24 protein-coding genes are annotated in these 24,658 nt (G+C 61.2%); 11 read left to right on the forward strand and 13 right to left on the reverse strand.

What is annotated here, in order from left to right; genetic code table 11:
* Nucleotides 1–22: 22 nt before the first annotated feature.
* On the reverse strand, nt 23–832 hold the full coding sequence (locus tag PspR76_RS21895) for a UDP-2,3-diacylglucosamine diphosphatase (protein ID WP_159958658.1): 810 nt from the start codon (nt 830–832) through the stop codon (nt 23–25).
* 138 nt (nt 833–970) lie between these two features.
* On the opposite strand from PspR76_RS21895, the gene PspR76_RS21900 reads away from it, so the two are divergent.
* Both PspR76_RS21900 and PspR76_RS21905 read left to right on the forward strand, forming a co-directional pair.
* Nucleotides 971–1,732 carry a helix-turn-helix transcriptional regulator gene (locus PspR76_RS21900; protein WP_159958660.1) on the forward strand — a complete coding sequence of 254 codons (762 nt, stop codon included), beginning with the start codon at nt 971–973 and terminating at the stop codon, nt 1,730–1,732.
* Nucleotides 1,733–1,826: 94 nt separating this feature from the next.
* The gene (locus PspR76_RS21905) at nt 1,827–2,711 is read left to right on the forward strand and encodes a DMT family transporter (protein WP_159958662.1); all 885 of its coding nucleotides are present in this window, start codon (nt 1,827–1,829) and stop codon (nt 2,709–2,711) included.
* Between the two features lie 3 nt (nt 2,712–2,714).
* Here the strand turns inward: PspR76_RS21905 and PspR76_RS21910 are convergent, their stop codons facing one another.
* The gene (locus PspR76_RS21910; RefSeq protein ID WP_159958664.1) at nt 2,715–3,002 is read right to left on the reverse strand and encodes a SelT/SelW/SelH family protein; all 288 of its coding nucleotides are present in this window, start codon (nt 3,000–3,002) and stop codon (nt 2,715–2,717) included.
* An 84-nt stretch (nt 3,003–3,086) separates the two neighbouring features.
* On the opposite strand from PspR76_RS21910, the gene PspR76_RS21915 reads away from it, so the two are divergent.
* Nucleotides 3,087–5,276: a patatin-like phospholipase family protein gene (locus tag PspR76_RS21915; RefSeq protein ID WP_159961587.1), complete on the forward strand. Its 2,190-nt coding sequence runs from the start codon at nt 3,087–3,089 to the stop codon at nt 5,274–5,276.
* 146 nt (nt 5,277–5,422) lie between these two features.
* On the opposite strand, the gene PspR76_RS21920 is transcribed toward PspR76_RS21915, so the two are convergent.
* Together PspR76_RS21920 and recQ are read right to left on the reverse strand one after the other, a co-directional pair.
* Nucleotides 5,423–5,857 (reverse strand): MarR family transcriptional regulator, encoded by a 435-nt coding sequence (locus tag PspR76_RS21920; protein WP_083357468.1) that lies wholly within the window; start codon nt 5,855–5,857, stop codon nt 5,423–5,425.
* Nucleotides 5,858–5,978: 121 nt separating this feature from the next.
* Nucleotides 5,979–8,108 carry a DNA helicase RecQ gene (gene recQ / locus PspR76_RS21925; RefSeq protein WP_159958666.1) on the reverse strand — a complete coding sequence of 710 codons (2,130 nt, stop codon included), beginning with the start codon at nt 8,106–8,108 and terminating at the stop codon, nt 5,979–5,981.
* Nucleotides 8,109–8,383: 275 nt separating this feature from the next.
* Between recQ and PspR76_RS21930 the strand changes: the two genes are divergently transcribed.
* The 3 genes from PspR76_RS21930 to PspR76_RS21940 all read left to right on the forward strand — a co-directional run bounded on the left by PspR76_RS21930 (nt 8,384) and on the right by PspR76_RS21940 (nt 13,077).
* On the forward strand, nt 8,384–8,971 hold the full coding sequence (locus tag PspR76_RS21930; RefSeq protein WP_106576431.1) for a UPF0149 family protein: 588 nt from the start codon (nt 8,384–8,386) through the stop codon (nt 8,969–8,971).
* Nucleotides 8,972–8,991: 20 nt separating this feature from the next.
* A complete protein-coding gene (locus PspR76_RS21935; RefSeq protein WP_159958668.1) occupies nt 8,992–9,375 on the forward strand; it encodes a YbaN family protein in 384 nt (127 codons plus the stop codon).
* Between the two features lie 231 nt (nt 9,376–9,606).
* Nucleotides 9,607–13,077: a hybrid sensor histidine kinase/response regulator gene (locus PspR76_RS21940; protein WP_159958670.1), complete on the forward strand. Its 3,471-nt coding sequence runs from the start codon at nt 9,607–9,609 to the stop codon at nt 13,075–13,077.
* A gap of 125 nt (nt 13,078–13,202) precedes the next feature.
* On the opposite strand, the gene rmuC is transcribed toward PspR76_RS21940, so the two are convergent.
* Together rmuC and PspR76_RS21950 are read right to left on the reverse strand one after the other, a co-directional pair.
* The gene (gene rmuC / locus PspR76_RS21945) at nt 13,203–14,681 is read right to left on the reverse strand and encodes a DNA recombination protein RmuC (protein WP_159958672.1); all 1,479 of its coding nucleotides are present in this window, start codon (nt 14,679–14,681) and stop codon (nt 13,203–13,205) included.
* Between the two features lie 61 nt (nt 14,682–14,742).
* Nucleotides 14,743–15,066: a hypothetical protein gene (locus PspR76_RS21950; RefSeq protein WP_043293316.1), complete on the reverse strand. Its 324-nt coding sequence runs from the start codon at nt 15,064–15,066 to the stop codon at nt 14,743–14,745.
* A 456-nt stretch (nt 15,067–15,522) separates the two neighbouring features.
* Between PspR76_RS21950 and PspR76_RS21955 the strand changes: the two genes are divergently transcribed.
* The 4 genes from PspR76_RS21955 (at nt 15,523) to PspR76_RS21970 (ending at nt 18,684) form a co-directional block, all read left to right on the forward strand.
* Nucleotides 15,523–15,828, forward strand: coding sequence for a hypothetical protein (locus PspR76_RS21955; protein WP_159958674.1), 306 nt, complete (start codon nt 15,523–15,525; stop codon nt 15,826–15,828).
* Between the two features lie 443 nt (nt 15,829–16,271).
* Entirely contained in the window at nt 16,272–16,496 is a 225-nt protein-coding gene (locus PspR76_RS21960; protein WP_019407963.1) for a hypothetical protein, read from the forward strand.
* Between the two features lie 275 nt (nt 16,497–16,771).
* Nucleotides 16,772–17,254, forward strand: a complete 483-nt coding sequence (locus tag PspR76_RS21965) for a hypothetical protein (RefSeq protein WP_159958676.1) — start codon at nt 16,772–16,774, stop codon at nt 17,252–17,254.
* A 146-nt stretch (nt 17,255–17,400) separates the two neighbouring features.
* Complete coding sequence (locus tag PspR76_RS21970; protein WP_159958678.1) at nt 17,401–18,684, forward strand: OmpP1/FadL family transporter; 1,284 nt, start codon at nt 17,401–17,403, stop codon at nt 18,682–18,684.
* 66 nt (nt 18,685–18,750) lie between these two features.
* Here the strand turns inward: PspR76_RS21970 and PspR76_RS21975 are convergent, their stop codons facing one another.
* The 7 genes from PspR76_RS21975 to cobU form a co-directional block, all read right to left on the reverse strand.
* Nucleotides 18,751–19,299 (reverse strand): glutathione peroxidase, encoded by a 549-nt coding sequence (locus tag PspR76_RS21975; RefSeq protein ID WP_159958680.1) that lies wholly within the window; start codon nt 19,297–19,299, stop codon nt 18,751–18,753.
* A gap of 150 nt (nt 19,300–19,449) precedes the next feature.
* Nucleotides 19,450–20,658, reverse strand: coding sequence for an MFS transporter (locus PspR76_RS21980; RefSeq protein WP_159958682.1), 1,209 nt, complete (start codon nt 20,656–20,658; stop codon nt 19,450–19,452).
* A gap of 54 nt (nt 20,659–20,712) precedes the next feature.
* Nucleotides 20,713–21,117, reverse strand: coding sequence for a MarR family winged helix-turn-helix transcriptional regulator (locus PspR76_RS21985; RefSeq protein WP_017734645.1), 405 nt, complete (start codon nt 21,115–21,117; stop codon nt 20,713–20,715).
* A gap of 42 nt (nt 21,118–21,159) precedes the next feature.
* The gene (locus tag PspR76_RS21990) at nt 21,160–21,888 is read right to left on the reverse strand and encodes an adenosylcobinamide-GDP ribazoletransferase (protein ID WP_159958684.1); all 729 of its coding nucleotides are present in this window, start codon (nt 21,886–21,888) and stop codon (nt 21,160–21,162) included.
* 2 nt (nt 21,889–21,890) lie between these two features.
* Nucleotides 21,891–22,466: an alpha-ribazole phosphatase family protein gene (gene cobC, locus PspR76_RS21995; RefSeq protein ID WP_159958686.1), complete on the reverse strand. Its 576-nt coding sequence runs from the start codon at nt 22,464–22,466 to the stop codon at nt 21,891–21,893.
* Nucleotides 22,463–23,518, reverse strand: a complete 1,056-nt coding sequence (cobT, locus tag PspR76_RS22000; protein WP_159958688.1) for a nicotinate-nucleotide--dimethylbenzimidazole phosphoribosyltransferase — start codon at nt 23,516–23,518, stop codon at nt 22,463–22,465. The genes cobC and cobT overlap by 4 nt, the downstream gene beginning before the upstream one ends.
* Nucleotides 23,515–24,036 carry a bifunctional adenosylcobinamide kinase/adenosylcobinamide-phosphate guanylyltransferase gene (cobU, locus tag PspR76_RS22005; protein WP_159958690.1) on the reverse strand — a complete coding sequence of 174 codons (522 nt, stop codon included), beginning with the start codon at nt 24,034–24,036 and terminating at the stop codon, nt 23,515–23,517. The genes cobT and cobU overlap by 4 nt, the downstream gene beginning before the upstream one ends.
* Before the next feature lie 237 nt (nt 24,037–24,273).
* Between cobU and PspR76_RS22010 the strand changes: the two genes are divergently transcribed.
* A complete protein-coding gene (locus PspR76_RS22010) occupies nt 24,274–24,537 on the forward strand; it encodes a hypothetical protein (protein ID WP_159958692.1) in 264 nt (87 codons plus the stop codon).
* The last annotated feature ends 121 nt before the right edge of the window (nt 24,538–24,658 follow it).

Genomic DNA, 24,658 nt, shown 5'->3' on the forward strand with positions numbered 1-24,658 from the left:
ACATTTGAACTGAGTAAGGCCTTTAGCTGGCAACCATCTCGGCTTTCAGCTGTGCCTCTTTGGCCTGCGCGTCCGCCAACCGATACAACTCGATATGCCCATCCCAGTGCTCGATCAACGCCGTGCACGACTCCACCCAGTCCCCGCAGTTGAGGTAATCCACCTCGCCCACCTTGCGAATTTCCGCGTGGTGAATATGCCCGCAGACCACGCCATGCAACTCGCGCTTGGTCACTTCATGGGCGATGGCCTCTTCGAAATCGCTGATAAAGCTCACCGCCGTCTTCACCTTGTGCTTCAGGTACGCCGACAACGACCAGTAGCCGTAGCCATAGCGCGCCCGCCAGTGATTGAGCCAGCGGTTCAGCGTGAGGGTGAACTCATAGGCCGAGTCGCCAAGGAACGCCAGCCAACGGTGGTAACGGGTGATCACATCAAACTGGTCGCCGTGAATCACCAGCAAATGGCGGCCATCGGCGGTGACGTGCACGGCTTCGTCCACCAGCTGGATATTGCCCAGGATCAGCTTGGAATAGCGCCGTAGAAACTCGTCGTGGTTGCCGGTGACGTAGATCACCTCGGTGCCGCGCTTGGCCATGGTCAGCAGGCGGCGAATCACGTTGGTATGGGCCTGGGGCCAATACATGCCGCCGCGCATTTTCCAGCCGTCGATAATGTCGCCGACCAGGTACACCTTGTCGGCGTGATAGCCCTTGAGGAACTGCGACAAGTGTTCGGCCTGGCAATCCCGCGTGCCCAAGTGCACGTCGGAAATCCACAGGGTGCGAACCCGTTGTTTACGGCTGGGTTTGGCAAACTCGGCACGGGTCATGGGCTTCCCTCAACGGTGTTTTCGCGAGCTTGCGCCCTGGCGGTTAATAGCCCATGACAGCTGTGCGTCAGTCTGATGACAGCACCTGGCGCCCGTGAAGCGTTGTAGACTGCTGCCTTGCGCCACCAGGAGACCGCGATGAGACCGACCCTCACGCTGCGCCACTACCTCGAAGAGCCCCTCGCCCACAGCCATGACCACGCACAGCTGGTGTTTGGCCTGTCGGGGCATTTGGACCTGGAAGTCGATGGCCGTGGCAGCCAGGTGCACGAAAGCAGCGTGATGGTGCTGCCCTTCTGCGCCCACCATGCCTGCGGCAGTCGCGATGGCAGCCGCTGCCTGGTGCTGGATGTGCCCACCGACCATTGGGTGGTGCAATCGCTGGGCGAGCATGCCGATGCCAGCCGCCGCCTGCTCGACCAATCGGCACACTTGACCCTGGATTCGCGCCAAAGCCAGCTGGTGCAATGGCTCGCGCACAGCCCGGTGGATGACCCGCTGATCGTGCAGCAAGGTGCGGTGCTGTTACTGGCCAGCCTCAATCACCCGCTGGCCCAACCGGCGCCGGGAAAACGCCTGCCGTATACGGCGTTCAATGCGCATATCGAACGCCACGTTAAGCACCCCTTGCAGGTCGCAGACCTGGCGCGCATCGCCGACCTGTCGGTGGCGCGCTTGCATGCGCGCTTGCATGCGCGCTTTATCGCCGAGTGCGGGCAGACGCCGATGGACTACATCCGCAGCCGTCGCCTGCACATGGCCCTGGGCATGTTGCGCGAAACGCCGCTGCCCATCGGCGAGATCGCTGAGCGCGTCGGCTACAGCTCGCAAAGTGCGTTTGCCGCCGCCATGTTGCGCGAGTTTGGCGCCTCCCCAAGCGCCCTGCGACGCTCATCATAGTCTGGCGATAAAAAACGCGAGCCGCGCGACAGACGCCCACGTGTTCAACCCTCTAGACTGCGATGCTGTCACCCCCGTTGGTTCAAGGATCGCAATGACTCCCCGCTCAGCCCTCGGCGCCCTGCATATCGGCGCATTGATGTTTGGCCTCACCGGCGTATTCGGCAAGCTCGCGGCCGCCTCGCCGGCCATTATCGTGTTCGGCCGTGCTGCCTTTGCCGTGGTCGCCCTCGCCGTCTTTGCGCGATTCGCCAGCAACACCGCCTGGAAAAAACTCGAAATGCGCGACTGGCGCCGCCTGCTGGTCAGCGGCGTGCTGCTGGCGGCGCATTGGGTGACCTTCTTTATTGCCGTCAAAACCGCAGGGGTTGCGGTCGCAACGCTCGGGTTCACCGCGTTCCCAGCGTTTACCGTGATCCTTGAAGGGCTGATCTTCCGCGAGCGCATTCGCGCCAATGAAGTGCTGTTGGTGGTGCTGGTCAGCATCGGTTTGATTCTGGTGACGCCAGACTTCAACCTCGCCAGCGCCGCCACAGGCGGCCTGCTGTGGGGCATCGCCTCGGGCCTGCTGTTCTCGCTGCTGTCGCTGAACAACCGCGCCAGCTCCGGGCGCATCCCGGCGGTACAAGCGGCGCTGTGCCAGAACGTGGTGGTCGCGGCCTGCCTGCTGCCGGTGGCGGCACCGGGGCTGGCGGATGTGCGCGCAATCGACTGGCTGTGGATCGGGCTGCTCGGGGTGTTCTGTACCGGCCTGGCCCACAGCCTGTTTGTCGCCAGCCTCGCGGTAATCAAGGCGCGCACCGCCTCGGTGGTGTTCGCCATGGAGCCGGTCTACGGCATTACCGCTGCCTGGCTGCTGTTTGCCGAAACCCCGACCTTGCGCATGTTGCTGGGCGGCGCGCTGATCATTGTCGCGATCGTGCTGTCCGGGCTGATGGGCAGCACCAGCCAAGCCAAGGCACCTGCGGCCGCAACCTGATATTCAGGCGTTGCGGTCGTTGTGGCCCAGATCCCGCTGCGGGTCGATCTGGTCGCGCACGCGCTGCTTGAGTACCTTGGCCTCCGGGAAGCCGCCATCGGCCTTGCGCTCCCAGATTTGCACACCGTCGCAGGTGATGCGAAACGCGCCGCCGGTGGCCGGTTCCAGGGCCACACGCGCCAAATCATCGGCGAACGTACTCAACAGTTCCTGGGCCAGCCAGGCGGCGCGCAGCAGCCATTGGCACTGGGTGCAATAGGTGATGACGATCTCGGGTTTGGTTGCAGACATAATTTGAGAGGTTCCTGGCATAACGAGCTCGGCGGATCGAGTGGCTATAATACCGGCCTTTATCGCCCAGCCTCGAGATTCATGATGCGCCGCCTGCTGTCCTGCCTGTTTCTGTGCCTGTTCCCCCTGCTCGCCGACGCCGTCGAAAGCCCACGCCCGAAAATCGGCCTGGTGCTGTCCGGCGGCGCTGCCCGTGGCCTGGCGCATATTGGTGTACTCAAAGCCCTGGAGGAGCAAGGCATTCAAATCGATGCCATCGCCGGCACCAGCATGGGCGCCGTGATTGGCGGGCTGTACGCCTCGGGCTACAAGATCGATGAGCTGGAAAAGCTCGCGCTGAGTATTGACTGGCAACAGGCGCTGTCCGACGCGCCACCCCGCGAAGACGTGCCGTTTCGACGCAAACAGGATGACCGCGATTTCCTGGTCAAACAGAAGCTCAGCTTTCGCGACGATGGCAGCCTCGGCCTGCCGCTGGGGGTGATCCAGGGCCAGAACCTGGCACTGCTGCTGGAGAGCATGTTCGCCCATAGCAGCAACACGCGTAATTTCGACAAGCTGCCGATTCCCTTTCGCGCGGTGGCCACCGACATCACCACGGGAGAAAAAGTGGTGTTCAACAAAGGCCACTTGCCCCAGGTGATCCGCGCCAGCATGTCGATACCGGCGGTGTTCGCCCCAGTGGAAATAGACGGCCGGCTGCTGGTGGATGGCGGCATGACCGACAACATCCCGTTGGATGTGGCGCGCGAAATGGGCGTCGACATCGCCATAGTGGTCGACATCGGCACCCCGCTGCGTTCGCGCAAACAGCTGGCTACCGTGGTAGACGTGCTCAACCAGTCGATCACGCTGATGACCCGGCGCAACTCCGAGGAACAGCTCAAGGCTCTGCACCCCAAGGATGTGCTGATACAACCGCCGCTGGCGGCCTACGGCGTCACGGACTTCGGCCGCGCCAAGGACATGATCGACGCCGGCTACCGCGCCACCCGCGCCCTCGATGTGCGCTTGGCCCATCTGCGCCCCGCTGAGCCCGTCGATCCGCAACTGATCGCAGCCCGCACACCCGGCGAGCGCACACCCGTGATCACCGCGATCAAGGTGGAGAACGACTCGAAAGTCAGCGATGACGTGATCCGCTACTACATTCGCCAGAACCTGGGCGAGCCGCTGAACCTGGGCCGCCTGCAAACCGACATGGGCACCCTGTACGGCCTGGATTACTTCGAGCAGGTGCAATACCGCGTAGTCAAAAAGGGCCAGGACAACACCCTGGTGATCAGTGCACGCGGCAAACGCAGCGGCACCGACTATTTGCGCCTGGGCCTGAACCTGTCGGATGACATGCGCGGCGACAGCGCCTTCAACCTCGGCGCCAGCTACCGCATGAATGGCATCAATCGCCTCGGCGCCGAATGGCTGACGCGCGTGCAGATTGGCGACCGCCAAGAGCTGTACAGCGAGTTCTACCAGCCACTGGATGTCGGCTCACGCTACTTCGTTGCGCCCTATATCAGTGCCCAGGCGCAGAACGTTGAGGTCATTCTGGACAACGACCCCATCTCCGAATACCGCGTGGAACGCTACGGCTTTGGCTTGAATGTGGGGCGCCAGATCGGCAACAGCGGCGAGATCCGCTTTGGTGTCGGCGAGGCCTGGGGCAAGGCGGACGTGCGCATTGGCGATCACAATGAGCCAAGTCAGAGCTTCAGCGAAGGTTTTTATGAGCTGAAGTACTCGTTCGACTCCCTGGATAACGTGTACTTCCCGCATACCGGCGAAGACATCGGCCTGGCCTTTCGCGAGTTCGAACCCGGCCTGGGCTCGGACCTGCGCTACCGGCAGTGGGAGTTCAAACTGGACAAGGCCATGAGCCATGGCCCGGACACACTCATACTGGGCGGTCGCTACGGGCGCACCCTGGATAAATCCGACGTGGTGACCTCCAGCTTCCTGCTCGGCGGTGCGCGGCAATTGTCGGGCTTTCGCGAAGATGCGATATCGGGGCAGAACATCGCGTTGATGCGTGCGGTGTACTACCGCCGCCTGACACCGCGTTCATACCTGCCGCTGGATTTCCCGCTGTACCTCGGGGCCTCCGTGGAACGCGGCCGGGCATGGAACAACGACAATCAGTTCGACAGTGGCTACATCAATGCCGCGAGTGTGTTCCTGGGCTTTGATACGCCGCTGGGGCCGCTGAATTTCAGCTATGGGTTCAATGATGATAATCAGCAGGCGGTTTATCTGAACCTGGGCCAGACGTTCTAGGCAGTAAAAAAACAACGGTGGGAGCTGGCTTGTGTGGGAGCTGGCTTGCCTGCGATGGCGGTGTATCAGTCGCTGAATAAGCTGACTGAACTACCGCTATCGCAGGCAAGCCAGCTCCCACATTTTTTATCTCTGTGTATCTGAGATCAGGACTTTTCCAGATTCGCCAGAATGTGCCCATGCACCCGCATGCACACGCGCAAATCCTCTTCGTCCACGCCCACAAACAGTTCATGGCGCAACGCCGTGGCGATGGTTTCAATTTGTTCGATCAAAGGGCGGGCGGTGTCGCAGAGCAAAATGCGCTTGGCGCGGCGGTCTTCGAGCACGGCCTGGCGTTGCACCAGGCCCTGGCCTTCGAGACTGTCGAGCAGGCGTGCCAGGGTCGGCCCTTCTACCCCGACACTTTGTGCCAGCTCACGCTGGGTCGGCGCCTCGGTGAAACGGGCCAGGTGCAACAGCACCAGCCAACGTGCCTGGGACAAACCCAGCCCCGCCAAACGGCGGTCCAGCTCGGCGCGCCAACCTCGGGACATTTGCGCCAACTGCATGCCAAAGCGGTGTTGATCGGTTAACGGCATAAAAAACTCGTGGTTTAGACTGAAAATAAAGTGTGGCTAATTATTAGTCAGCTAAGCATGAGCCATGCCAGGAGGCAAGCGTCGCTATGTACTGATTCGTTACATTGGCGCAATTGGCACACTAAATTTCGAATTCAGACTGCAGCGCGGCCCGCACGCAGTACAAAACACCCTCTGGAACGCGCCCGGTAAACAGCGGCGCGATCTCCGTAACCGGTGGCAGTTCGCCTTCTCCGTCGAGGAAGGCGTCCTGGATTTCACCGAGCAGATCTTCCGGCAAATCAAGGGCCTGCTCCAACGACAGCTGCTGCTTGCCGATGGATTCGGCCAGCAAGGTGTAGACGTTCTTTTCCGAACATTGCAGCTGGCCGGCAATCTGCATCGGGGTCATGCCGGCACGCGCCAGGCTGATCAGTTCGTGGCGAATATCGGCGACTTCCTTCGGCGCTTCGGCCTGCCCGCCAAGCACTTCGAGGAAGGCCTGCCCGTAACGCTCCAGCTTGCGTGCACCCACACCGCTGACCCGGCCCATTTCGGCCAGGGTGGTGGGCTGCTCGCGCAGCATCTCCAGCAACGTGGAGTCGGGGAAGATGACGTAAGGCGGCACGCTGTGCTCCTGCGCCAACTTACGCCGCAGGGTGCGCAAGGCTTCCCACTGTTCGCGCTCTTCGCCACGTACCAACTGGCTGGCCGGGCTGGTGCTGCTGCTTTTGGCGGTGGTTTGCGGCTTGAGGTCGCGGCGCAGCTCCAGGCTCACTTCGCCCTTGAGCAATGGCCGGCAACTGTCGTTCAAGCGCAGGCCGCCATAGCCTTCAATGTCAATATCCACGAGGTTGCGTGCAACCATCTGCCGGAACAGAGAGCGCCACTCACCCTCTGCGCGGGCCTTGCCAACGCCATAGACCGAGAGTTTTTCGTGGCCGAAGCTGCGCACTTTTTCGTTGTCCTTGCCCAGCAATACATCCACCAGGTGGCCGACGCCGTAGCGCTGCCCCGTGCGGTAGATGGTCGACAGCGCCTGGCGCGCCGGTTCGGTGGCGTCCCAGGTCTGCACGCCGTCGACGCAGTTGTCGCAGTGGCCGCACGGCTCGGGCATGTCTTCGTCGAAATACGCCAGCAGGGTTTGACGGCGGCAGCGGGTCTCTTCACACAGCGACAGCATGGCGTCGAGCTTGTGTTGCTCCAGGCGCTTGTGGCGCTCGTCGCCTTCGGAGTTCTGCAGCATCTGCTTGAGCATCACCACGTCTTGCAGGCCGTAGACCATCCAGGCATCCGCCGGCAGGCCATCACGGCCGGCGCGACCGGTTTCCTGGTAGTACGCCTCAAGGGACTTGGGCAGGTCCATGTGCGCAACGAAACGCACGTTGGATTTGTCGATGCCCATGCCGAACGCGATGGTCGCCACCATGATCAGGCCTTCCTCGTTGAGGAAGCGTTTCTGGTGCGCAGAGCGCGTTTCATTGGGCAGGCCCGCGTGGTACGGCAGCGCCGGGTAACCTTGCTCGCAGAGGAACGCGGCCACTTCGTCGACCTTCTTGCGTGACAGGCAATAGACGATGCCCGCATCACTGCGCCGCTCGGACAGAAACGCCAGCAACTGCTTGCGTGGCTGCTCCTTGGGCACGATACGGTAGAAAATATTCGGCCGGTCGAAGCTCGACAGGAAACGCTCGGCGTTCTGCAAATGCAGGCGCTCGACGATCTCTTCGCGGGTGCGTTTGTCGGCGGTGGCCGTCAGGGCGATACGCGGGACGTCGGGAAATAATTCCGCCAACTGGCCCAACTGCAAATATTCGCGACGGAAATCGTGGCCCCATTGCGATACGCAGTGGGCTTCGTCGATGGCAAACAGGGCGATTTCCAGGCTCTGCAAAAATGCCAGCATCCGCGGCTGCACCAGGCGCTCAGGCGCCAGGTAGAGCATCTTGACTTCGCCGCGTTTGATTCGCGCGGCCAGGTCGCGCTGCTGCTCGGCGCTGAGGGTGGAGTTCAACGACGCGGCGGCGACGCCGAGTTCTTCGAGGGTGGCAACCTGATCGTCCATCAATGCGATCAGCGGCGACACCACCACGGCCAAGCCATTACGCAACAGCGCCGGCACCTGAAAGCACAACGACTTGCCGCCGCCGGTAGGCATCAATACCAGGGCATCACCGCCACTGGCCACGCGCTCAATGATCGCACCCTGGCGGCCACGAAAGCTGTCGTAGCCGAAGATGTCCTTGAGGACGCGTTGAGCCTGCTCGAGCATGTAAAACTCCAAAATGGTGCCGAAATCCCTCTGTACAGGCTGGCCGAAAAACCCGGGCTTCACGGGAAATAATCCGTAAGCGAAGTTTTCGCGGGTTGGCGCTTGGCCTGCAGGGGCATCACAAAACGCGGCAGTATACCCGAGCGTCGGCCCGCAAAGGGCGCCACTGACGAATAGCGACTGCTATCTAAAACCCGGCAAATATGCCTTGCAGCTGGCCGGGGCGCTCAAGAAAGCCTAGAATTGCGCATCGTTTATTCCCAAGGTATCCCGTAATGTCCTTCGCTGAGCAACTAACCCGCCTGCAAGCCTTCCTCGACGCCGATGAGCTGCATGACGAGGCGCTGGACTACGTGGCCGCCCACGGCTACCTGACCGCCCTGTCGATCTCTTCCGACATCGTGCCGGACCGTGAGTGGATCGACGCCTTGTTTGCCGAAGAGCCGCACTACGCTGATGCCGCCCAGCGCGAAGAAATCGAATCCACCCTGCTGGCCCTCAAGGCCCATATCGGTCGCCAATTGGCTTCCGATGAGGAATTCGAGCTGCCTTGCGAGCTGGACCTGGGCGAAGACCCGGATGACTCCGACCTGCGCGGCTGGTGCATCGGCTTCATGGAAGGCGTGTTCCTGCGCGAAGCCGCCTGGTTTGAAACCGCCGAGGAAGAAGTCAGCGAAATGCTGCTGCCGATCATGGTCGGTTCGGGCCTGTTCGACGACCAGCCGGAGTTCTCCGACATCGCCTCCGACGCCAACCTGATGGACGACATGATCGTACAGATTCCGGAAGCCCTGACCGCGCTGTACCTGCTGTGCAACGCGCCTGACGAAAAACCGGCGATCCTCAAGCCACGTCACCACTGAGTCGTTTGCCCGTGACACCCATGGGCACTCGCTCGCCGCTCCTGCGTTACGCACTGCTGGCCATCGGCTGGCTGAGCGTGGCGCTGGGGGTGATCGGCATCTTCCTGCCGGTGCTGCCAACCACCCCCTTCCTGCTACTCGCCGCCGCCTGCTTCGCTCGAAGCTCCCCGCGTTTCTACCACTGGCTGGTGGAACACCCGCGCCTGGGCCCGTGGATCAAAGATTACCTGGATGGCAATGGCATCCCGCTCAAGGGCAAGGTCTATGCCATCGGCCTGATGTGGCTGAGCATTGGCGTCTCCTGCTACCTGGTGCCGCTGCCGTGGGCACGTGGGTTTATGCTGACCAGTGCGGTGCTCGTGACGATCTATATCCTGCGCCAGAAGACCCTGCCGCCGCGATAACTGTGGGCGCTGGCTTGCGTGGGAGCCGGGCTTGCCCGCGATAGCATCGCCACGGTGCAACTGTCACACCGCGGAGCCTGAATCGCAGGCAAGCCAGCTCCCACAAAAGCCAGTAGCCATACACGCCAGATCCTGCACACGACCTTGGTCGACACTGACTAACCCCAAGCATCATGCGAGACTGTGCCACCGGGCCCGGAATGCCTGGGTGTTCTTATGCTCGGAGTTACCATGACGCTGTCCAGCGGGCTGATCGCCGCCGTTGCCCTGGCCTATATGGCCATTATGTTTGCCATCGCCTTTTACGGGGACCGCCGCCACGCGCCGCTGCCGCCACGGGTGCGTGCGTGGGTGTATAGCCTGTCGCTGGCCGTTTACTGCACCAGCTGGACCTTCTTCGGCGCCGTAGGCCAGGCCGCCGAACAACTGTGGGCCTTTTTACCGATTTACCTCGGACCGGTACTGTTGCTGGTGTTGGCACCTTGGGTGCTGCAGAAGATGATTCTGATCAGCAAGCAGGAAAACATCACCTCTATCGCCGACTTTATCGCCGCGCGCTACGGCAAATCCCAATCCCTGGCAGTGGTGGTGGCGCTGATCTGCCTGGTCGGCGTGCTGCCCTACATCGCCCTGCAACTCAAAGGCATCGTGCTGGGCGTGAACCTGTTGATCGGCTCCGGCCCCGACACCACCGGCACCCGCGCCCAGGACACCGCGCTTATCGTGTCGCTGGTGCTCGCGCTGTTCACCATTGTGTTTGGCACACGCAACCTCGACGCCACTGAACACCACCGTGGCATGGTGCTGGCGATTGCGTTTGAATCGCTGGTCAAGCTGTTCGCCTTTCTCGCCGTCGGTGCGTTCGTGACCTACGGCTTGTACGACGGTTTCGGTGACTTGTTCAGCCAGGCGATGCTGGCGCCGCGCCTTGAGGAATACTGGAAAGAAACCATCAACTGGCCATCGATGGTGGTGCAAACCGGCGTGGCGATGATGGCGATTATCTGCCTGCCCCGGCAGTTCCATGTGACCGTGGTGGAGAACATCGACCCGCAGGATTTGCGCCTGGCCAAGTGGGTGTTCCCGGCCTACTTGATCCTCGCGGCACTGTTTGTGATTCCTATCGCCCTCGGCGGCAAAATGCTTTTGCCAGGCTCCGTATTGCCGGATTCCTACGTGATCAGCCTGCCCATGGCCGAAGCGCATCCGGCCCTCGCGGTGCTGGCGTTTATCGGCGGTGCATCGGCGGCGACTGGCATGGTGATTGTCGCCAGCATTGCCTTGTCGACCATGGTCTCCAACGACATGTTGCTGCCGTGGCTGCTGCGGCGCTCCAGCGCCGAGCGGCCATTCGAAGTGTTCCGCCACTGGATGCTGTCGGTGCGCCGGGTCAGCATCGTGATCATCCTGTTGCTGGCCTACGTGAGTTACCGGCTGCTCGGTTCCACCGCGAGCCTGGCGACCATCGGCCAGATTGCGTTTGCGGCGGTCACCCAACTGGCCCCGGCGATGCTCGGCGCGCTGTACTGGAAGCAGGCTAACAGGCGCGGGGTATTTGCCGGGTTGGCGGCGGGCACATTCTTGTGGTTCTACACCTTGGTCCTACCGGTTACGGCGAAAAGCCTGGGCTGGTCGCTGAGCCTTTTCCCCGGTCTGACGTGGCTGCATTCGCACCCGTTTGGCTTCGCCGTCACCTCGCTGACCCTTGGCACGGTGTTCTCGCTGGCGGGTAACTTCACGCTGTTCGTGTGGGTCTCGATGCTATCGCGCACACGGGTGTCCGAGCACTGGCAGGCCGGACGCTTTATTGGCCAGGAAATCAGCCAACGCGCCAGCGCGCGCTCGATGTTGTCGGTACAGATCAGCGACCTGCTCAGCCTGGCGGCGCGTTTTGTCGGCGAAGAACGTGCCCAGCAGAGCTTTATCCGCTTCGCCTATCGCCAAGGCAAAGGCTTTAACCCCAACCAGAATGCCGATAACGATTGGATCGCCCACACCGAACGCCTGTTGGCCGGCGTGCTCGGCGCTTCTTCGACGCGTGCCGTGGTTAAAGCGGCGATTGAAGGGCGGGAAATGCAGCTGGAGGACGTCGTACGCATCGCCGACGAAGCCTCTGAAGTGCTGCAGTTCAACCGCGCGTTGCTGCAAGGCGCGATCGAAAACATCACCCAGGGCATCAGCGTGGTCGACCAGTCGCTGAAGTTGGTGGCCTGGAACCGGCGTTACCTGGAGCTGTTCAACTACCCCGACGGCTTGATCAGCGTGGGCCGGCCGATTGCCGACATCATTCGCTACAACGCCGAGCGCGGCCTGTGCGGGCCGGGTGAGGCCGAAGTGCACGTGGCGCGACGCCTGCATTGGATGCGTCAGGGCCGCGCGCACACCTCCGAACGGCTGTTTCCAAATGGCCGCGTGATCGAGCTGATCGGCAATCCGATGCCCGGTGGCGGATTTGTCATGAGCTTCACCGACATCACCGCCTTCCGTGAAGCCGAGCAGGCGCTGACTGAGGCCAACGAGGGCCTGGAACAACGGGTGACCGAGCGCACCCATGAACTGTCGCAACTGAATGTGGCGCTCACCGACGCCAAAGGCGTGGCCGAATCCGCCAGCCAGTCGAAGACGCGCTTCCTGGCTGCGGTAAGCCATGACCTGATGCAACCGCTAAACGCGGCGCGGCTGTTCTCAGCGGCCCTCTCCCACCAGAACGACGGCCTGTCCAGCGAAGCCCGGCAGTTGGTGCAGCACCTGGACAGCTCGCTGCGCTCCGCCGAAGACCTGATCAGCGACCTGTTGGATATTTCGCGCCTGGAAAACGGCAAGATCAACCCACAACGCCAGCCTTTCGTCCTCAACGAGCTGTTCGACACCCTCGGCGCCGAATTCAAGGCCCTGGCCCACGAGCAAGGCCTGCGTTTCCGCCTGCGTGGTAGCCGCTTGCGGGTGGACAGTGACATCAAGTTGCTGCGGCGCATCCTGCAGAATTTTCTCACCAACGCCTTCCGCTATGCCGACGGCCCAGTACTGCTTGGCGTACGCCGGCGCCAGGGTGAATTGTGCCTGGAAGTCTGGGACCGTGGCCCGGGCATCCCGCTGGATAAACAGCAGGTGATCTTCGAAGAGTTCAAACGCCTCGACAGCCACCAGACCCGCGCCGAAAAAGGTCTGGGCCTGGGCCTGGCGATCGCCGACGGCTTGTGCCGGGTACTCGGCCACCGCCTGAGCGTGCGTTCGTGGCCGGGCAAAGGCAGCGTGTTCAGCGTGCGCGTGCCTTTGGCGCGTAACCAGGCCAGCCCGAAAGCCAAGCCGACGCCAGACAACGGGCTGGCGTTGAGCGGGGCGCAGGTGCTGTGCGTGGACAATGAAGAAAGCATCCTGATCGGCATGCGCAGCCTGCTCACCCGCTGGGGTTGCGAGGTGTGGACCGCCACCGACCAGGCGCAATGCGCGGCACTGTTGGCCGAGGGCGTGCGCCCGCAACTGGCGCTGGTGGATTACCACCTGGACCATGGCGAAACCGGCACCGAGTTGATGGGCTGGCTGCGCGCGCAATTGGCGGAGCCGATTCCCGGCGTGGTGATCAGCGCCGATGGGCGTCCGGAGATGGTGGCCGAGGTGCATGCGGCAGGGTTGGATTATTTGGCCAAGCCGGTGAAGCCGGCGGCGTTGCGGGCGTTGTTGAGTCGGCATTTGCCACTGTAATTCGGCTGAACTCAGTTAAAAATGTGGGAGCGGGCTTGCTCGCGAAAGCAGTGTGTCAGCCACTAAATACGTCGCCTGACACTGCGCATTCGCGAGCAAGCCCGCTCCCACATTTCGGACTGCGTTTATTCAGGTAGATGCGCCACGCCATCCGAATCGGTCATCGCCCGCTCGAGCAAATCCGCCGGCAGGCTTTTACTCGCACGCGCGCCCAGCAACCTTAACTGCTCGGTACGACTGACCAGGTTTCCACGCCCATCCGTCAGCTTGTTTCGCGCCGCGCTGTAAGCCTTATCCAACTGCTGCAGGCGGTTGCCCACCTCATCCAGGTCCTGGATAAACAGCACGAACTTGTCATAGAGCCAGCCGGCACGCTCGGCAATTTCCCGCGCGTTCTGGCTCTGGCGTTCCTGCTTCCACAGGCTGTCGATAACCCGCAGGGTGGCGAGCAAGGTCGTGGGGCTGACGATGACGATATGGCGGTCGAACGCCTCCTGGAACAGGTTCGGTTCGGCCTGCAACGCGGCGGAAAATGCGGCTTCTATCGGCACGAACAACAACACGAAATCCAGGCTGTGCAGGCCTTCCAGGCGCTTGTAGTCCTTGCCGGCCAGACCTTTGACATGATTACGCAAGGACAGCACGTGCTGCTTCAGGGCAGCCTGGCCAATCACGTCATCGTCTGCCGCCACGTATTGCTGATAGGCCGTCAGGCTGACCTTGGAGTCGACCACCACCTGTTTGTCGCCGGGCAACATGATCAGCACGTCCGGCTGGAAGCGCTCGCCGTCCGGGCCTTTGAGGCTGACTTGAGTCTGGTACTCGCGGCCCTTCTCCAGCCCGGCATGTTCCAGTACACGTTCAAGGATCAACTCGCCCCAGTTACCCTGGGTTTTCTGGCCCTTGAGCGCACGGGTGAGGTTGGTGGCTTCGTCCGACAGACGCAGGTTCAGTTGCTGCAGGCGTTCAAGCTCCTTGGCCAGGGAAAAGCGCTCACGCGCTTCATTCTGGTAGCTTTCTTCCACGCGCTTTTCGAAGGACTGGATACGTTCCTTGAGTGGGTCGAGCAACTGGCCGAGGCGTTCCTGGCTGGTTTCGGCAAAGCGCTGTTCACGTTCGTCGAAAATCTTCCCTGCCAGCTCGGCGAATTGCGCGCGCAGCTCGTCCCGCGAGCCTTGCAGGTCGGCAAGGCGCTGTTGATGGCTGTCCTGTTGCTCGCGCAGTTCAGCGCGCAGTGCAGCCGACAGCGCGTCGAGACGGCGTAGCTCGGTGTCCTTGGCGCTGCGGTCTAGGTTCCAGGCATGGGCGGCGTCGCGGGCGTTATCGCGGTCGATCTGCAGCAGTTCGACTTCACGGCGCACGGCCGCCAAGTCAGCTTGTTTGGCGGCGTTGGCCTGGCTTAGGTCGCTGATCTCGTCGCGGCTGGCGTCGAGTTGCGCGGCCAGCCCTTCCTGGGCCAGCTGCGCGGTGGCCAGGCGCTCTTCGAGCAGCTCCCAGCCGGTCATGCGCGCGCTCAACCGCCGTTGAATCTGCCAGCACACGGCCAATAAAGGCACTGCAGCGCCAGCGACGCCCAAGGCAATACTGGTCCAGTCAAAAGCCATCGCCATTTCTGCCATCACCGAAAAAGACCAAGGTTAACCAAGCACAGGGCTGGAGGACAGCTCAGTCTTCGACCTGGCCCAGTTCGCGTTGGGCGCGGCGGTCGCCGGCACGCGCGGCCAGACGCAGCAGGTCATGGCCGATGCGACGGTCGCGGGCATTGCCGCACTCACGGCACATTAACTGGCCCAGGCGGCTCTGCGCAGCCACCACACCTTCACGAGCCGGCTGCTTGAGCAAGCGCCCGGCGAAGTGCTTGACGTTGGTGCTGTGCCCCAGGCGCGGGCTGTCGAGCAGCCACAAGGCAACTTTCAAGGAAAAACGCTTGGGTGCGGTAACAGTCTGAGGGGTGTCGGTAACAGAAGGTGATACTGAGCGAAACTTCATAAAGCACTGCGGGACAGAACGGAAGGCGCGCCACTCTACTCTTTTTTTCCTACAGGTAAAGCTGAAAAATCCGTGCACGCCCGTTCTAGAGCAAGCGCTTGGGACAATCCACAGAAGCTGTGGATAACTCAGTGGACAACCCGCCTTTAACTCGCGCAAAGGCCCATGGAACGGGGGCCGCAGTCAAACTGACGATTTTTTCACCAATAAAAAAAAGCGATATTTTTCATTGACTTAAATTTTCATTACAGGCAAACGGCGCTGCTTCCGGGCCGGGATCAGAGTGGTTACACACCTCGCAACTAATGTGCACAAGTACCCATCCGCTGGTTATATCGCCGAGATTTTTTGCGCCTACACGTCTGAAAAATGTTACCGGAGGTCCAGGCCGGGGACTTTTCAACTCAGCCCCGGCTCGCCACACTGCCCTACCTCCACGCAACCTCGAAAGGCTCGATGAAAGGAATCCTCTTATTCGCCGTGTTGTTGCTGGCTATCTGCGCGACCTCGCTGGGTATCAATGCAGCGCTGCCCTCGCCCGACGGTGCTTTGTTTGCCATCGCCATCCTGCTGTCGGCAGCGTTTACCGCCGTGAGCCTGTGCATCGAACTGGGTGAAGGTCGGATCAATGACATGCGCGACGTGATCAAAGTGATCGAGACCGGCCGCTCCTTGCGCCTCACCCTGGCGGCCTACGGGCTGGGTTGCTCACTGGCGGCGGCGGTTACAGTGCTGGTCTATCGCGGGTTGCTGGGCGCCTGATCAAGGTTTTTTGGCTATCACACTTCCCTTCCGTGTTTCAATCCGTTACTATCCGCGGCGTTAGTACCAAGCTGAAAGTCAATTCTGGTCGAACAACTCCCCTGAACAACACGGGATCGACCACCTCGATGGTTTCCAGGTATTCCTTGTGACGACACTGCCTTTGAACAAGCAAAGGGTGTCGCGAAGTTTAAATACTCTGACCGAACCAACCTGCAAATTGATCAGGATCTTCACCCCGGGCCCAGAACCTTTGCCCTTGTCGTGTTGCCTGCCCTCCTAAGTACCTACCTGCCAGCCCAAGCGCGCCTAACTTATTAGCGCTTCAAACTGGCTGCTTTGTTCCAGTCGGGTTCTTCGTTTGATCAATGGTGATCAACGTTACTGGAACGTTTTAACGTTGCACGGTTCTTATCCGTGTCATTTGTAGGAACACCAATAATATGTCCACTCAAATCCACACTCAGGATGCCATTCGCACCCTCACCAACGCTTTTGCACCAATGAACTGCCTGATCATGGCCGCTCGCAAAGGCTGCTTCAGCTTCACCCTGGTCAACGAACACGGCATCGCGCGTCACAGCGAACGCCTGTACCCCGATCAATACTCCAGCGCAGAGCCGCTGCAGGCCGTGATCGAGCGTACCCGTCAGGCATTGATTGCCTGATCGACCCGAGTCGCTGAAACACAAAAAACCCTGCTTAAAACGCAGGGTTTTTTATTGCCTGGCGTTTAAGCACAGGCAATGACTTAAGGTCAAAACGATATAAACGTTATAACTAAATGAAGAAGATGTTTTAAAAACAATCCTTTACATCGTAAATATGACACTACACTTCAACTCAAGCGGCATGATCCGCTTGCGACGAGCCTGAGATCCGATTCACAGCTGCCAAGCCCCCTCTCAGGCATCGTCGACCACTTTCATGGATCGAGGCTTGTATGGGTATCGCCGCCAGTGAATTGTGTCGTTATGTGATCAGGCCGACGCTGATATACCTCGGCCGCCATAACCCGACAGCCGAAGCCCTGCTGCTGGGCATTGCCGCCAGCCAGTCGGAACTCGGCTCGGCCCTGCATGACCGGCGCGGCCACGGCCTCTACAGCATCACCGAACCTCGTCACCGCGCCCTGTGGGACGGCTACCTCGCACAAGACCCCGAACGCGCCAGCCTGGTACGTGGCCTGGCCAGCCAGCATGCATTCCTCAGCGCGCCGCAGCTGGAACTGACCGTGAACCTGCGTTACGCCACCGCCATCGCCTGGCTACTGGTAGAACAACACCGCCCTGCCCTGCCGCCAGCGGGTGATGTGCTGGCCATGGCGCGTATCTGGAAAGAAATATTTCACCCTCAAGGTCGGCTCCGGGACTTCACCCAAGCGTGGCAAACCTGTGTTTCACCCATGAATCAGGTCACTTGTTGATCAGGCGTTTTGCAAGATTCGGCAAAAAACCGCGAATCTGGTCGGATTGTCCTACAAAACCGCTCTATCTCCTGCATTACGCCCTATAGCGCTAACTTAAATTTATTGTTACTTTCCGCAGCGGTGATCACCACGGAGTTCTAATAATGAAAAAAGTAATGCTCAAGACCACACTTAGCCTCGCCGTTACCATGGCCTCCTCCCAACTGTTTGCAAGCGGCTTCGCCTTGAACGAACAAGACGTCGCGGGCATGGGTACGGGTTTCGCAGGCCGTTCTTCTTCTGCCGATAACGCCAGCACTGTGTACGGTAACCCTGCCGGTATGGCTCGCCTCGAAGGCCAGCAGATTACCGGTGGTGTAGCCGCTATCGATGCCTCGACTGACATCAAAAACGCCAGCGGCCGTTCTTTCGGCAGTAACAAAGGCGACATGGTGCCCTTCACAGCGGTCCCGTTTGGTTTCTACACCAACAAACTCAATGATCAGTGGGCCGTCGGCGTTGGTGTTTATGCACCTTTCGGCCTGGTTACCGATTATGAGAGGGGCTTCCAGGGTCGCTCGTTCGGCAGCTACAGCAAAGTGTCGGTCATCACCTTGCAGCCAACCGTCAGCTACGCCTTCAACGATCGGGTTTCCATCGGTTTTGGCCCGACCATCAACCGTATTTCCGGCAAGCTGGAATCTGAGTTGGCTCTGTCGACAAACCCGGCTGTCCCGAATACCAACGTCACGATCAAAGGTGACGATACGGCTGTTGGCTTCAACGTCGGCGTGCTGGTACAAGCCACCGATACCACGCGCGTGGGCCTGACTTACCACTCCAAAGTCAGCTACAAGCTTGAAGGCCACACCCAAGTAACGGCACCGAACCTGACGGCTCCACTGCTGGCAAGCGGCCGCTACGATGCGTCGTTGAGCATTGATACGCCTGAGTCTTACGACCTGTCCGTGACACAGGACCTGAGCGATGCCTGGAAACTCTACGCCGGTTCCACCTGGACTCGCTGGAGCCGCCTGAAAGACATCACCGTCGAAAACCAGGGCGTTACCCGAGCTGGCGGCCTTGCCGCTCCGCAGATCGTGGGTACCATCAGCGAGCCACAGAACTGGCATGACACCTGGGCGTATGCCTTGGGTACTTCGTACCAAGTCACCAAACAAGTGGTACTGCGTACCGGCCTGACTTTCGACCAGTCGCCAACCAACAACACCGACCGTTCGCCACGCATCCCTACCGGTGACCGGACCATTTTCAGTGTTGGCCTGGGCTACGAAGTAATGCCGAACATGATCGTCGACGTGGCTTACTCCTACCTTAAGGAAGAGCCAGTCAAGGTCAACAAGGTCAACGCGCTGGGCTCGTCCTACAGCGCCAAGTACGAAAACAGCGCCAACGGCTTCGGCCTGGGTGTGACGTACAAGTTCTGATCCAACGCGTATAAAAAAAGCCCCCGCTCTCCAAAAAAGGAGGCGGGGCTTTTTAATGGCCGGCGTTCAGGGCTTCGAAGCTAGCGCCGCCTCCACCGCCTCGATCAAATCCGGGCTATCGGGCTTGGTCAAACTCGAGAAATTGGCAATCACCTTGCCCTGGCGATCCACCACGTACTTATAGAAATTCCACTTCGGCGCACTGGTCTGCTGCGCCAGGATCTTGAACAGATGCACCGCATCCGGCCCCTTTACCGTCTGCGGCTCGGTCATCGTAAAGGTCACGCCGTAATTCACGTAACAGACCTTGGCAGTCTCTTCACCGGTCTTGGCTTCCTGCTTGAAGTCATCGGACGGCACGCCGATCACTTCCAGCCCTTGCCCCTTGTAGCGCTGATACAAGGCTTCAAGACCTTTGAACTGCGGCGCAAAGCCACAGAAGCTGGCGGTATTGACGATCACCAGCGGCTTGCCAGCAAAGCGCTGACACAAATCGATGGATTCCTTGGCCCGCAACTTGGGCAATTGGCCCTCCAGCAACGGCGGGCAATTGGCGGCCATGGCCACGCTGCCAACAGCCATCAGGACGGGTACAGCGAGCCAGCGCATCAGCATCTTGGATGTCCTTGAGTCAGTTCAGACACAGAACTTAACAGATCGACATACCCAGTTGCATCAACGCCAGCCCGCCATGCTGCCAGCCCCACCAGGCCAGCAACAACAAAACCACGCCCGCCGAAAGGGCCAGCCAGCGCACCGTCACACTCATGCCGCCTCCATTTGCGTCTGCAAACGCGCCACCGGCCGCTCGCGCACCGGCCAATTCAGCGCGGCAGCGAGCAGGCTCAGCAGAATAGCCACCTGCCAGATCAAATCGTAGTTACCGGTTCGATCATAAACCACCCCACCCAACCAGCCGCCGAGGAACGAACCGAGCTGGTGGAACAGGAACACAATACCGCCGAGCATCGACAGGTTGCGCACGCCAAACAAGGTGGCGACGGTGCCGTTGGTCAGCGGCACGGTGGACAGCCACAAAAAGCCCATGGCCATGCCAAACAGGTAGGCCGTGACTTCGGTCACCGGCGCCCACAGGAACAACACGATCACCACCGCGCGCAGCAGGTACAAGCCGGTGAGCAAACGCGGCTTGGACATGCGCCCGCCGAGCCATCCCGCCGTGTACGTACCAAACACATTAAACAGGCCGATCAACGCCAGCACCGTGGTGCCGACCGTGGCCGGCAGATGCTGGTCCACCAGATACGCCGGCAGGTGCACACCAATAAACACCACCTGGAACCCGCATACGAAAAAGCCGAACGCCAGCAACCAGAACCCGGAATGGGAGCAGGCCTCTTTCAGCGCTTCACGCAGCGTTTGCTGGCCGACCATCACGGGCAGCGGTTTGTCCTTGAGCATCGCCACCAGCGGCAGGATCAGCGCCACCATCAAACCCAGTGCGAGCAAGGCGGCCGACCAGCCCAACCAGCTGATCAGGCCCAAGGTGCCCGGCACCATGGCAAATTGGCCGAAAGAACCTGCTGCGCTGGCGATGCCCATGGCCATGCTGCGCTTTTCCGGCGGCACGGCGCGGCCGACAACACCGAGAATGACCGAGAACGACGTGCCCGACAGGCCGATGCCAATCAGTAACCCTGCGCTAAGCGACAACGACCACGCCGAGTCGGACATGCCCATCAACACCAGGCCCACGGCGTAAAGTACCCCGCCGACAAATACCGCCTTGGTGGCGCCGAAACGGTCGGCCAGGGCGCCGGTAAACGGCTGTGCCAGGCCCCAGATCAGGTTTTGCAGGGCGATGGCGAAGGCAAAGGTCTCACGGCCCCAGCCGAACTCCATGCTCATCGGCGCCAGGAACAAGCCGAAGCCATGCCGCACGCCCAACGACAACGCCAGGATCAGCGCACTCCCCACAAGAACCCAGCCACTGGTGCGCCACATCGAGGTCATTTCTTATTCTCCGCTCGCGGGTATATACCCGCTTGTAGTCGAACAAACCCGCTTTCAGGCGAGTTCGTCCAGCAAGGCCAACAGGGTTTCGCGCTTTTCGGCGCCTAACCGGTCAATTAATTTCTGCTGCGCCGCTTCCCACGCCGGCAAGGCGGCAGCCAGGCGTTCTTCGCCGGCCGCCGTCAACAGCACCAGGCGGTTGCGCAGGTCGTCACCCTCAACCAACTGCACCAGGCCTTCGCCTTCCAACACCCGCAGGTTGCGCCCTAACGTGCTGCGATCCAGGCCCATGGCTTCGGCCAGGCTGGAAATGCTCGGTTGGTCGAGGCGCTGCAGGTTACACAGCAAAGAATACTGGGCGACGTTGATCCCGAAGCCGTCGAGAGCGCCGTCGTAATGCCTGCTGACGCCACGGGCGGCACGTCGCAGGTTGGTGCATAAACATTGGGAGGCAAGCATGGAACGTGTATATACCCGCGATTATGGAAATGCAAGAAAGTGTTACAGCGCCAAGCCGACCAACACCGCGACTTCCAGCAGCTCCAGCAGGGCTCCTGCGGTGTCGCCAGTGGTGCCGCCGAGCCGATTGACCATCAACTGACGCAGCCCGATAAAGCACAGGGCCGCGAGCAAAACGGCAACCCCGCCACTGAAACCGCCGATCAGGATGCAGGCCAGGCCACTGAGGATCAGCACTTGCTGGCCGACAACCCTCGGCAGATGATCCGCCAGCGCCTGCCCCAATCCGCCTGCACGCACATAGCGTGTGGTGAGGAACAGCGCCAGCATCGAAGCCCGCCCGATCAGCGGCGCTAGAATCAGCGCCGCGCCGTTGTGCTGCTCGATCAAGGCCACCAGCGCGGTGAACTTGAGCAGCAATACCAAGCCCAGGGTGACCACGGCAATCGGCCCGCTGCGCGGGTCTTTCATGATGGTCAGCGTGCGCTCGCGGTCGCCAAAGCCGCCGAGCCAGGCATCGGCGCTGTCCGCCAGGCCGTCCAGGTGCAGACCGCCACTGAGCAGCACCCAGGCCGTCAGCAACAACGCGGCGTGCAGCAACAACGGCGCGCCCATCAGTGCTGTATTCAGCGCCCATAACAGCAACCCGAACAACAACCCCACCAGCGGATAAAACAGCAGCGAACGCCCCAACTCCTGAGGCTGCGGCATGCCCGGCAGACGAATCGGCAGGCTGCTGAGAAATTGCAGGGCGATCCAGAACGGCAACATTGTCAGATTCCTTCCTTTAACACGCCGTCGACTGTCACCTGCAGGCTGAACAGCCCGCCGTGGCCGACTTCGACATTCAGCAGTTGCGCCCGAGGCAAGCCGCGCGCCTGCGCCAGCAGCAGGCGCATTACGCCACCGTGGCTGATCAACAACACACGCTCACCGGCATAGGCCTGATGCAGACGTGAAACGGCGCCGAGAACACGCTCGGAAAAGTCGCTGACGCGCTCGCCCTCAGGCGGCGTAAAAGCGTACGGATCGGCCCAGAACCGGCCCAGCCCTTCAGCGTCGGTCTCCATCAGCGCTGCGGCGCTCTGCCCTTCCCATGCACCGAAGTGCAGCTCCTGCAGATCCTTTTCCAGGCTCACCGGCAGATTCAGCCGCGCGCCCAGCTCATGGGCAAACAGCGCGCAGCGTTGCAGCGGCGAACTGATCAACCGGTCCCACGGCCCCTGTTCCAGCACGGCGGCGCGCATCTGCGCCCAGCCCCTGGCCGTCAACGCATCGTCGAGGCTGCCGCGCAGGCCACCGCCCAGCTCGGTTTCGCCGTGGCGCAGCAGGTCCAGGTGCAAGGTCATGCCGGGCGATCTGCCACGGCCGCTTCGGCGAACGTCGCCATCTGCCCGTGCAGCGCACACGCCAGGCGCAACATCGGCACGGCCAGCGCCGCGCCGCTGCCTTCACCCAGGCGCAGACCCAGCTCCAGCAACGGTTGCGCGTCGAGGCTTTGCAGCACATGACGATGGCCTGGTTCGGCGCCACGATGACCAAACACCAGCCACTCACGGCATGCCGGGTTCAGGCGCGTGGCAACCAAGGCGGCGACCGTGCAGATAAACCCGTCCACCAGCACCACGATGCCTTCCTGGGCGCAGGCCAGATACGCCCCCACCAGCGCGGCAATTTCAAAACCGCCGAGGTTGAACAGCGTGTGCAGCGCGTTACCCCGTTGCCCGGCATGCAGCGCCAGCGCGCGTTCGATGACGGCCACCTTGTGGCTGACGCCCTGGGCATTCAAACCGGTGCCCGGACCGGTCAGGTCACTCACCGCGCAATCGAGCAACGCGCACGCCAAGGCGCTGGCGGCGGCGGTGTTGCCGATGCCCATCTCGCCACCGATAAACAGCTGGGCGCCGTTATCCAGTGCACGGCGTGCGCTGTCGCGACCGGCTTGCAGGGCCAACCGCCCCTGGGCCTCAGTCATGGCCGGGCCGTTGACGAAGTTGGCCGTGCCCGCGCCGATGTTCAGGTGACGCACACCGGGCAGATTCAGCGACGGCGTGACCGTGCCAAGGTCGACGACTTCCAGCTGCGCATTCAACTGCCGCGCCAACACACTGATGGCCGCGCCACCACTGACAAAGTTGTGCAGCATCTGCCCGGTCACTTCCTGGGGAAATGCCGACACGCCTTCTGCGACCACGCCGTGGTCACCGGCGAAAATGGCGATCCATACGTGATCCACCAGCGGCTTGACCTGGCCTTGCAGCCCGGCCAGCTGCACCGCCACGGCCTCCAACTGGCCGAGGGAGCCGGCCGGTTTGGTCAGTTGCTGCTGGCGAGCCAGCGCTTGTGCATGTGCCGAAGCATCGACGGCTTTACAGGGGTTGAGCCACCAGGTGTCAGTCATAACGCAGTACCTTTCAAAGTCAAGGGCAGGCCGGCGACGGTCAGGACAACGCGCTGACACCGCTCGGCCAAGGCTTGATGCAGCCAACCGGCTTCATCCACATAGCGGCGAGTCAATTCGCCCAGCGGCACGACACCCAGACCGGTCTCGTTGCTGACAAACATGATTTCCCCTGGCAACGAAGCCAGGGTTTCCAGCAGTTGATCACGCTCAAACGCCAGGCGCGCCGGGTCTTCGAGCATCAGCAGATTGGTCAGCCACAGCGTCAGGCAATCCACCAGCAAGCAGCGCTCGGCGGATGCGTTTTCGCGCAACACGCGCGCGAGCTCGACCGGCTCTTCGACCAGCCCCCAGTGCTCGGGACGGCGCTGACGATGCAGCGCGACGCGCTCGGTCACCTCGCCGTCCAGCGGTTGGCTGGTGGCAATGTAGATGACATCCAGGCCGCTCTCACTGGCGAGCCGTTCGGCGAGGCGGCTCTTGCCGGAACGGGCACCGCCGAGGATCAGTTGATACATGGGAAGGCACCTTTGTCGGCCGGCCAAGAATTTGAGGCGAACACAGTCAAATGTGGGAGCGGGCTTGCTCGCGAATGCGGTGGGTCAGTTACAAATGAGCTGACTGAACCACCGCCTTCGCGAGCAAGTCGAATCGTCGCACCGCCGCTCCCACATTCAGGACGTGGTGTATCAGTTGAATAGTGGTTGGCTGGCAGGCCGCCATCGCAGGCAAGCCAGCTCCCACAGAAAAGCAGATTGGCTTTTGATCTGGCTGTAGATTTGGCTGTAGATCTGGCTTTTGATTTTGATCTCAAGCGCCCCGTTAAACCACGCTGGCCGAACGCAGGCTTGAATCCGTGGGTAACCCGGCAGGACGCCGGGTTAGCCGCGCTGGGCCAAGGATGGCCCATCGCGGCGGCCCACGGATTCACGCCTTCGTTCGGGCACACCGAGCCTGAGCGAGGTGCCGAGTGGTGGGGCGAGGACTTTTTGCTTACTTTTTGGTCCCTCAAAAAGTGAGCCGCTGTAAGAGCGGAACCGTAAGAGGCCGTTACCAAAGGAATGGATATGTACACCGACCCACCGCATTCGCGAGCAAGTCGAATCGTCGCACCGCCGCTCCCACATTCAGGGCGTGGTG

The sequence above is a fragment of the Pseudomonas sp. R76 genome (assembly GCF_009834565.1).
Lineage (GTDB): Bacteria > Pseudomonadota > Gammaproteobacteria > Pseudomonadales > Pseudomonadaceae > Aquipseudomonas.

Excerpts from the sequence above, each read along its gene's own strand:
- recQ (WP_159958666.1), bottom strand. The coding sequence starts at position 8,108 with ATGCTCGAGCAGGCTCAACGCGTCCTCAAGGACATCTTCGGCTACGAC.
- PspR76_RS21920 (WP_083357468.1), bottom strand. The coding sequence starts at position 5,857 with ATGCCGTTAACCGATCAACACCGCTTTGGCATGCAGTTGGCGCAAATG.
- PspR76_RS21935 (WP_159958668.1), top strand. The coding sequence starts at position 8,992 with ATGGGCACTCGCTCGCCGCTCCTGCGTTACGCACTGCTGGCCATCGGC.
- PspR76_RS21910 (WP_159958664.1), bottom strand. The coding sequence starts at position 3,002 with ATGTCTGCAACCAAACCCGAGATCGTCATCACCTATTGCACCCAGTGC.
- PspR76_RS21985 (WP_017734645.1), bottom strand. The coding sequence starts at position 21,117 with ATGCTTGCCTCCCAATGTTTATGCACCAACCTGCGACGTGCCGCCCGT.
- PspR76_RS21895 (WP_159958658.1), bottom strand. The coding sequence starts at position 832 with ATGACCCGTGCCGAGTTTGCCAAACCCAGCCGTAAACAACGGGTTCGC.
- cobT (WP_159958688.1), bottom strand. The coding sequence starts at position 23,518 with ATGACTGACACCTGGTGGCTCAACCCCTGTAAAGCCGTCGATGCTTCG.
- PspR76_RS21980 (WP_159958682.1), bottom strand. The coding sequence starts at position 20,658 with ATGACCTCGATGTGGCGCACCAGTGGCTGGGTTCTTGTGGGGAGTGCG.
- rmuC (WP_159958672.1), bottom strand. The coding sequence starts at position 14,681 with ATGGCTTTTGACTGGACCAGTATTGCCTTGGGCGTCGCTGGCGCTGCA.
- PspR76_RS21990 (WP_159958684.1), bottom strand. The coding sequence starts at position 21,888 with ATGTTGCCGTTCTGGATCGCCCTGCAATTTCTCAGCAGCCTGCCGATT.
- PspR76_RS21900 (WP_159958660.1), top strand. The coding sequence starts at position 971 with ATGAGACCGACCCTCACGCTGCGCCACTACCTCGAAGAGCCCCTCGCC.
- PspR76_RS21905 (WP_159958662.1), top strand. The coding sequence starts at position 1,827 with ATGACTCCCCGCTCAGCCCTCGGCGCCCTGCATATCGGCGCATTGATG.
- PspR76_RS21915 (WP_159961587.1), top strand. The coding sequence starts at position 3,087 with ATGCGCCGCCTGCTGTCCTGCCTGTTTCTGTGCCTGTTCCCCCTGCTC.
- cobC (WP_159958686.1), bottom strand. The coding sequence starts at position 22,466 with ATGACCTTGCACCTGGACCTGCTGCGCCACGGCGAAACCGAGCTGGGC.
- PspR76_RS21930 (WP_106576431.1), top strand. The coding sequence starts at position 8,384 with ATGTCCTTCGCTGAGCAACTAACCCGCCTGCAAGCCTTCCTCGACGCC.
- PspR76_RS21970 (WP_159958678.1), top strand. The coding sequence starts at position 17,401 with ATGAAAAAAGTAATGCTCAAGACCACACTTAGCCTCGCCGTTACCATG.
- PspR76_RS21965 (WP_159958676.1), top strand. The coding sequence starts at position 16,772 with ATGGGTATCGCCGCCAGTGAATTGTGTCGTTATGTGATCAGGCCGACG.
- PspR76_RS21950 (WP_043293316.1), bottom strand. The coding sequence starts at position 15,066 with ATGAAGTTTCGCTCAGTATCACCTTCTGTTACCGACACCCCTCAGACT.
- cobU (WP_159958690.1), bottom strand. The coding sequence starts at position 24,036 with ATGTATCAACTGATCCTCGGCGGTGCCCGTTCCGGCAAGAGCCGCCTC.
- PspR76_RS21960 (WP_019407963.1), top strand. The coding sequence starts at position 16,272 with ATGTCCACTCAAATCCACACTCAGGATGCCATTCGCACCCTCACCAAC.
- PspR76_RS21975 (WP_159958680.1), bottom strand. The coding sequence starts at position 19,299 with ATGCTGATGCGCTGGCTCGCTGTACCCGTCCTGATGGCTGTTGGCAGC.
- PspR76_RS21940 (WP_159958670.1), top strand. The coding sequence starts at position 9,607 with ATGACGCTGTCCAGCGGGCTGATCGCCGCCGTTGCCCTGGCCTATATG.
- PspR76_RS21955 (WP_159958674.1), top strand. The coding sequence starts at position 15,523 with ATGAAAGGAATCCTCTTATTCGCCGTGTTGTTGCTGGCTATCTGCGCG.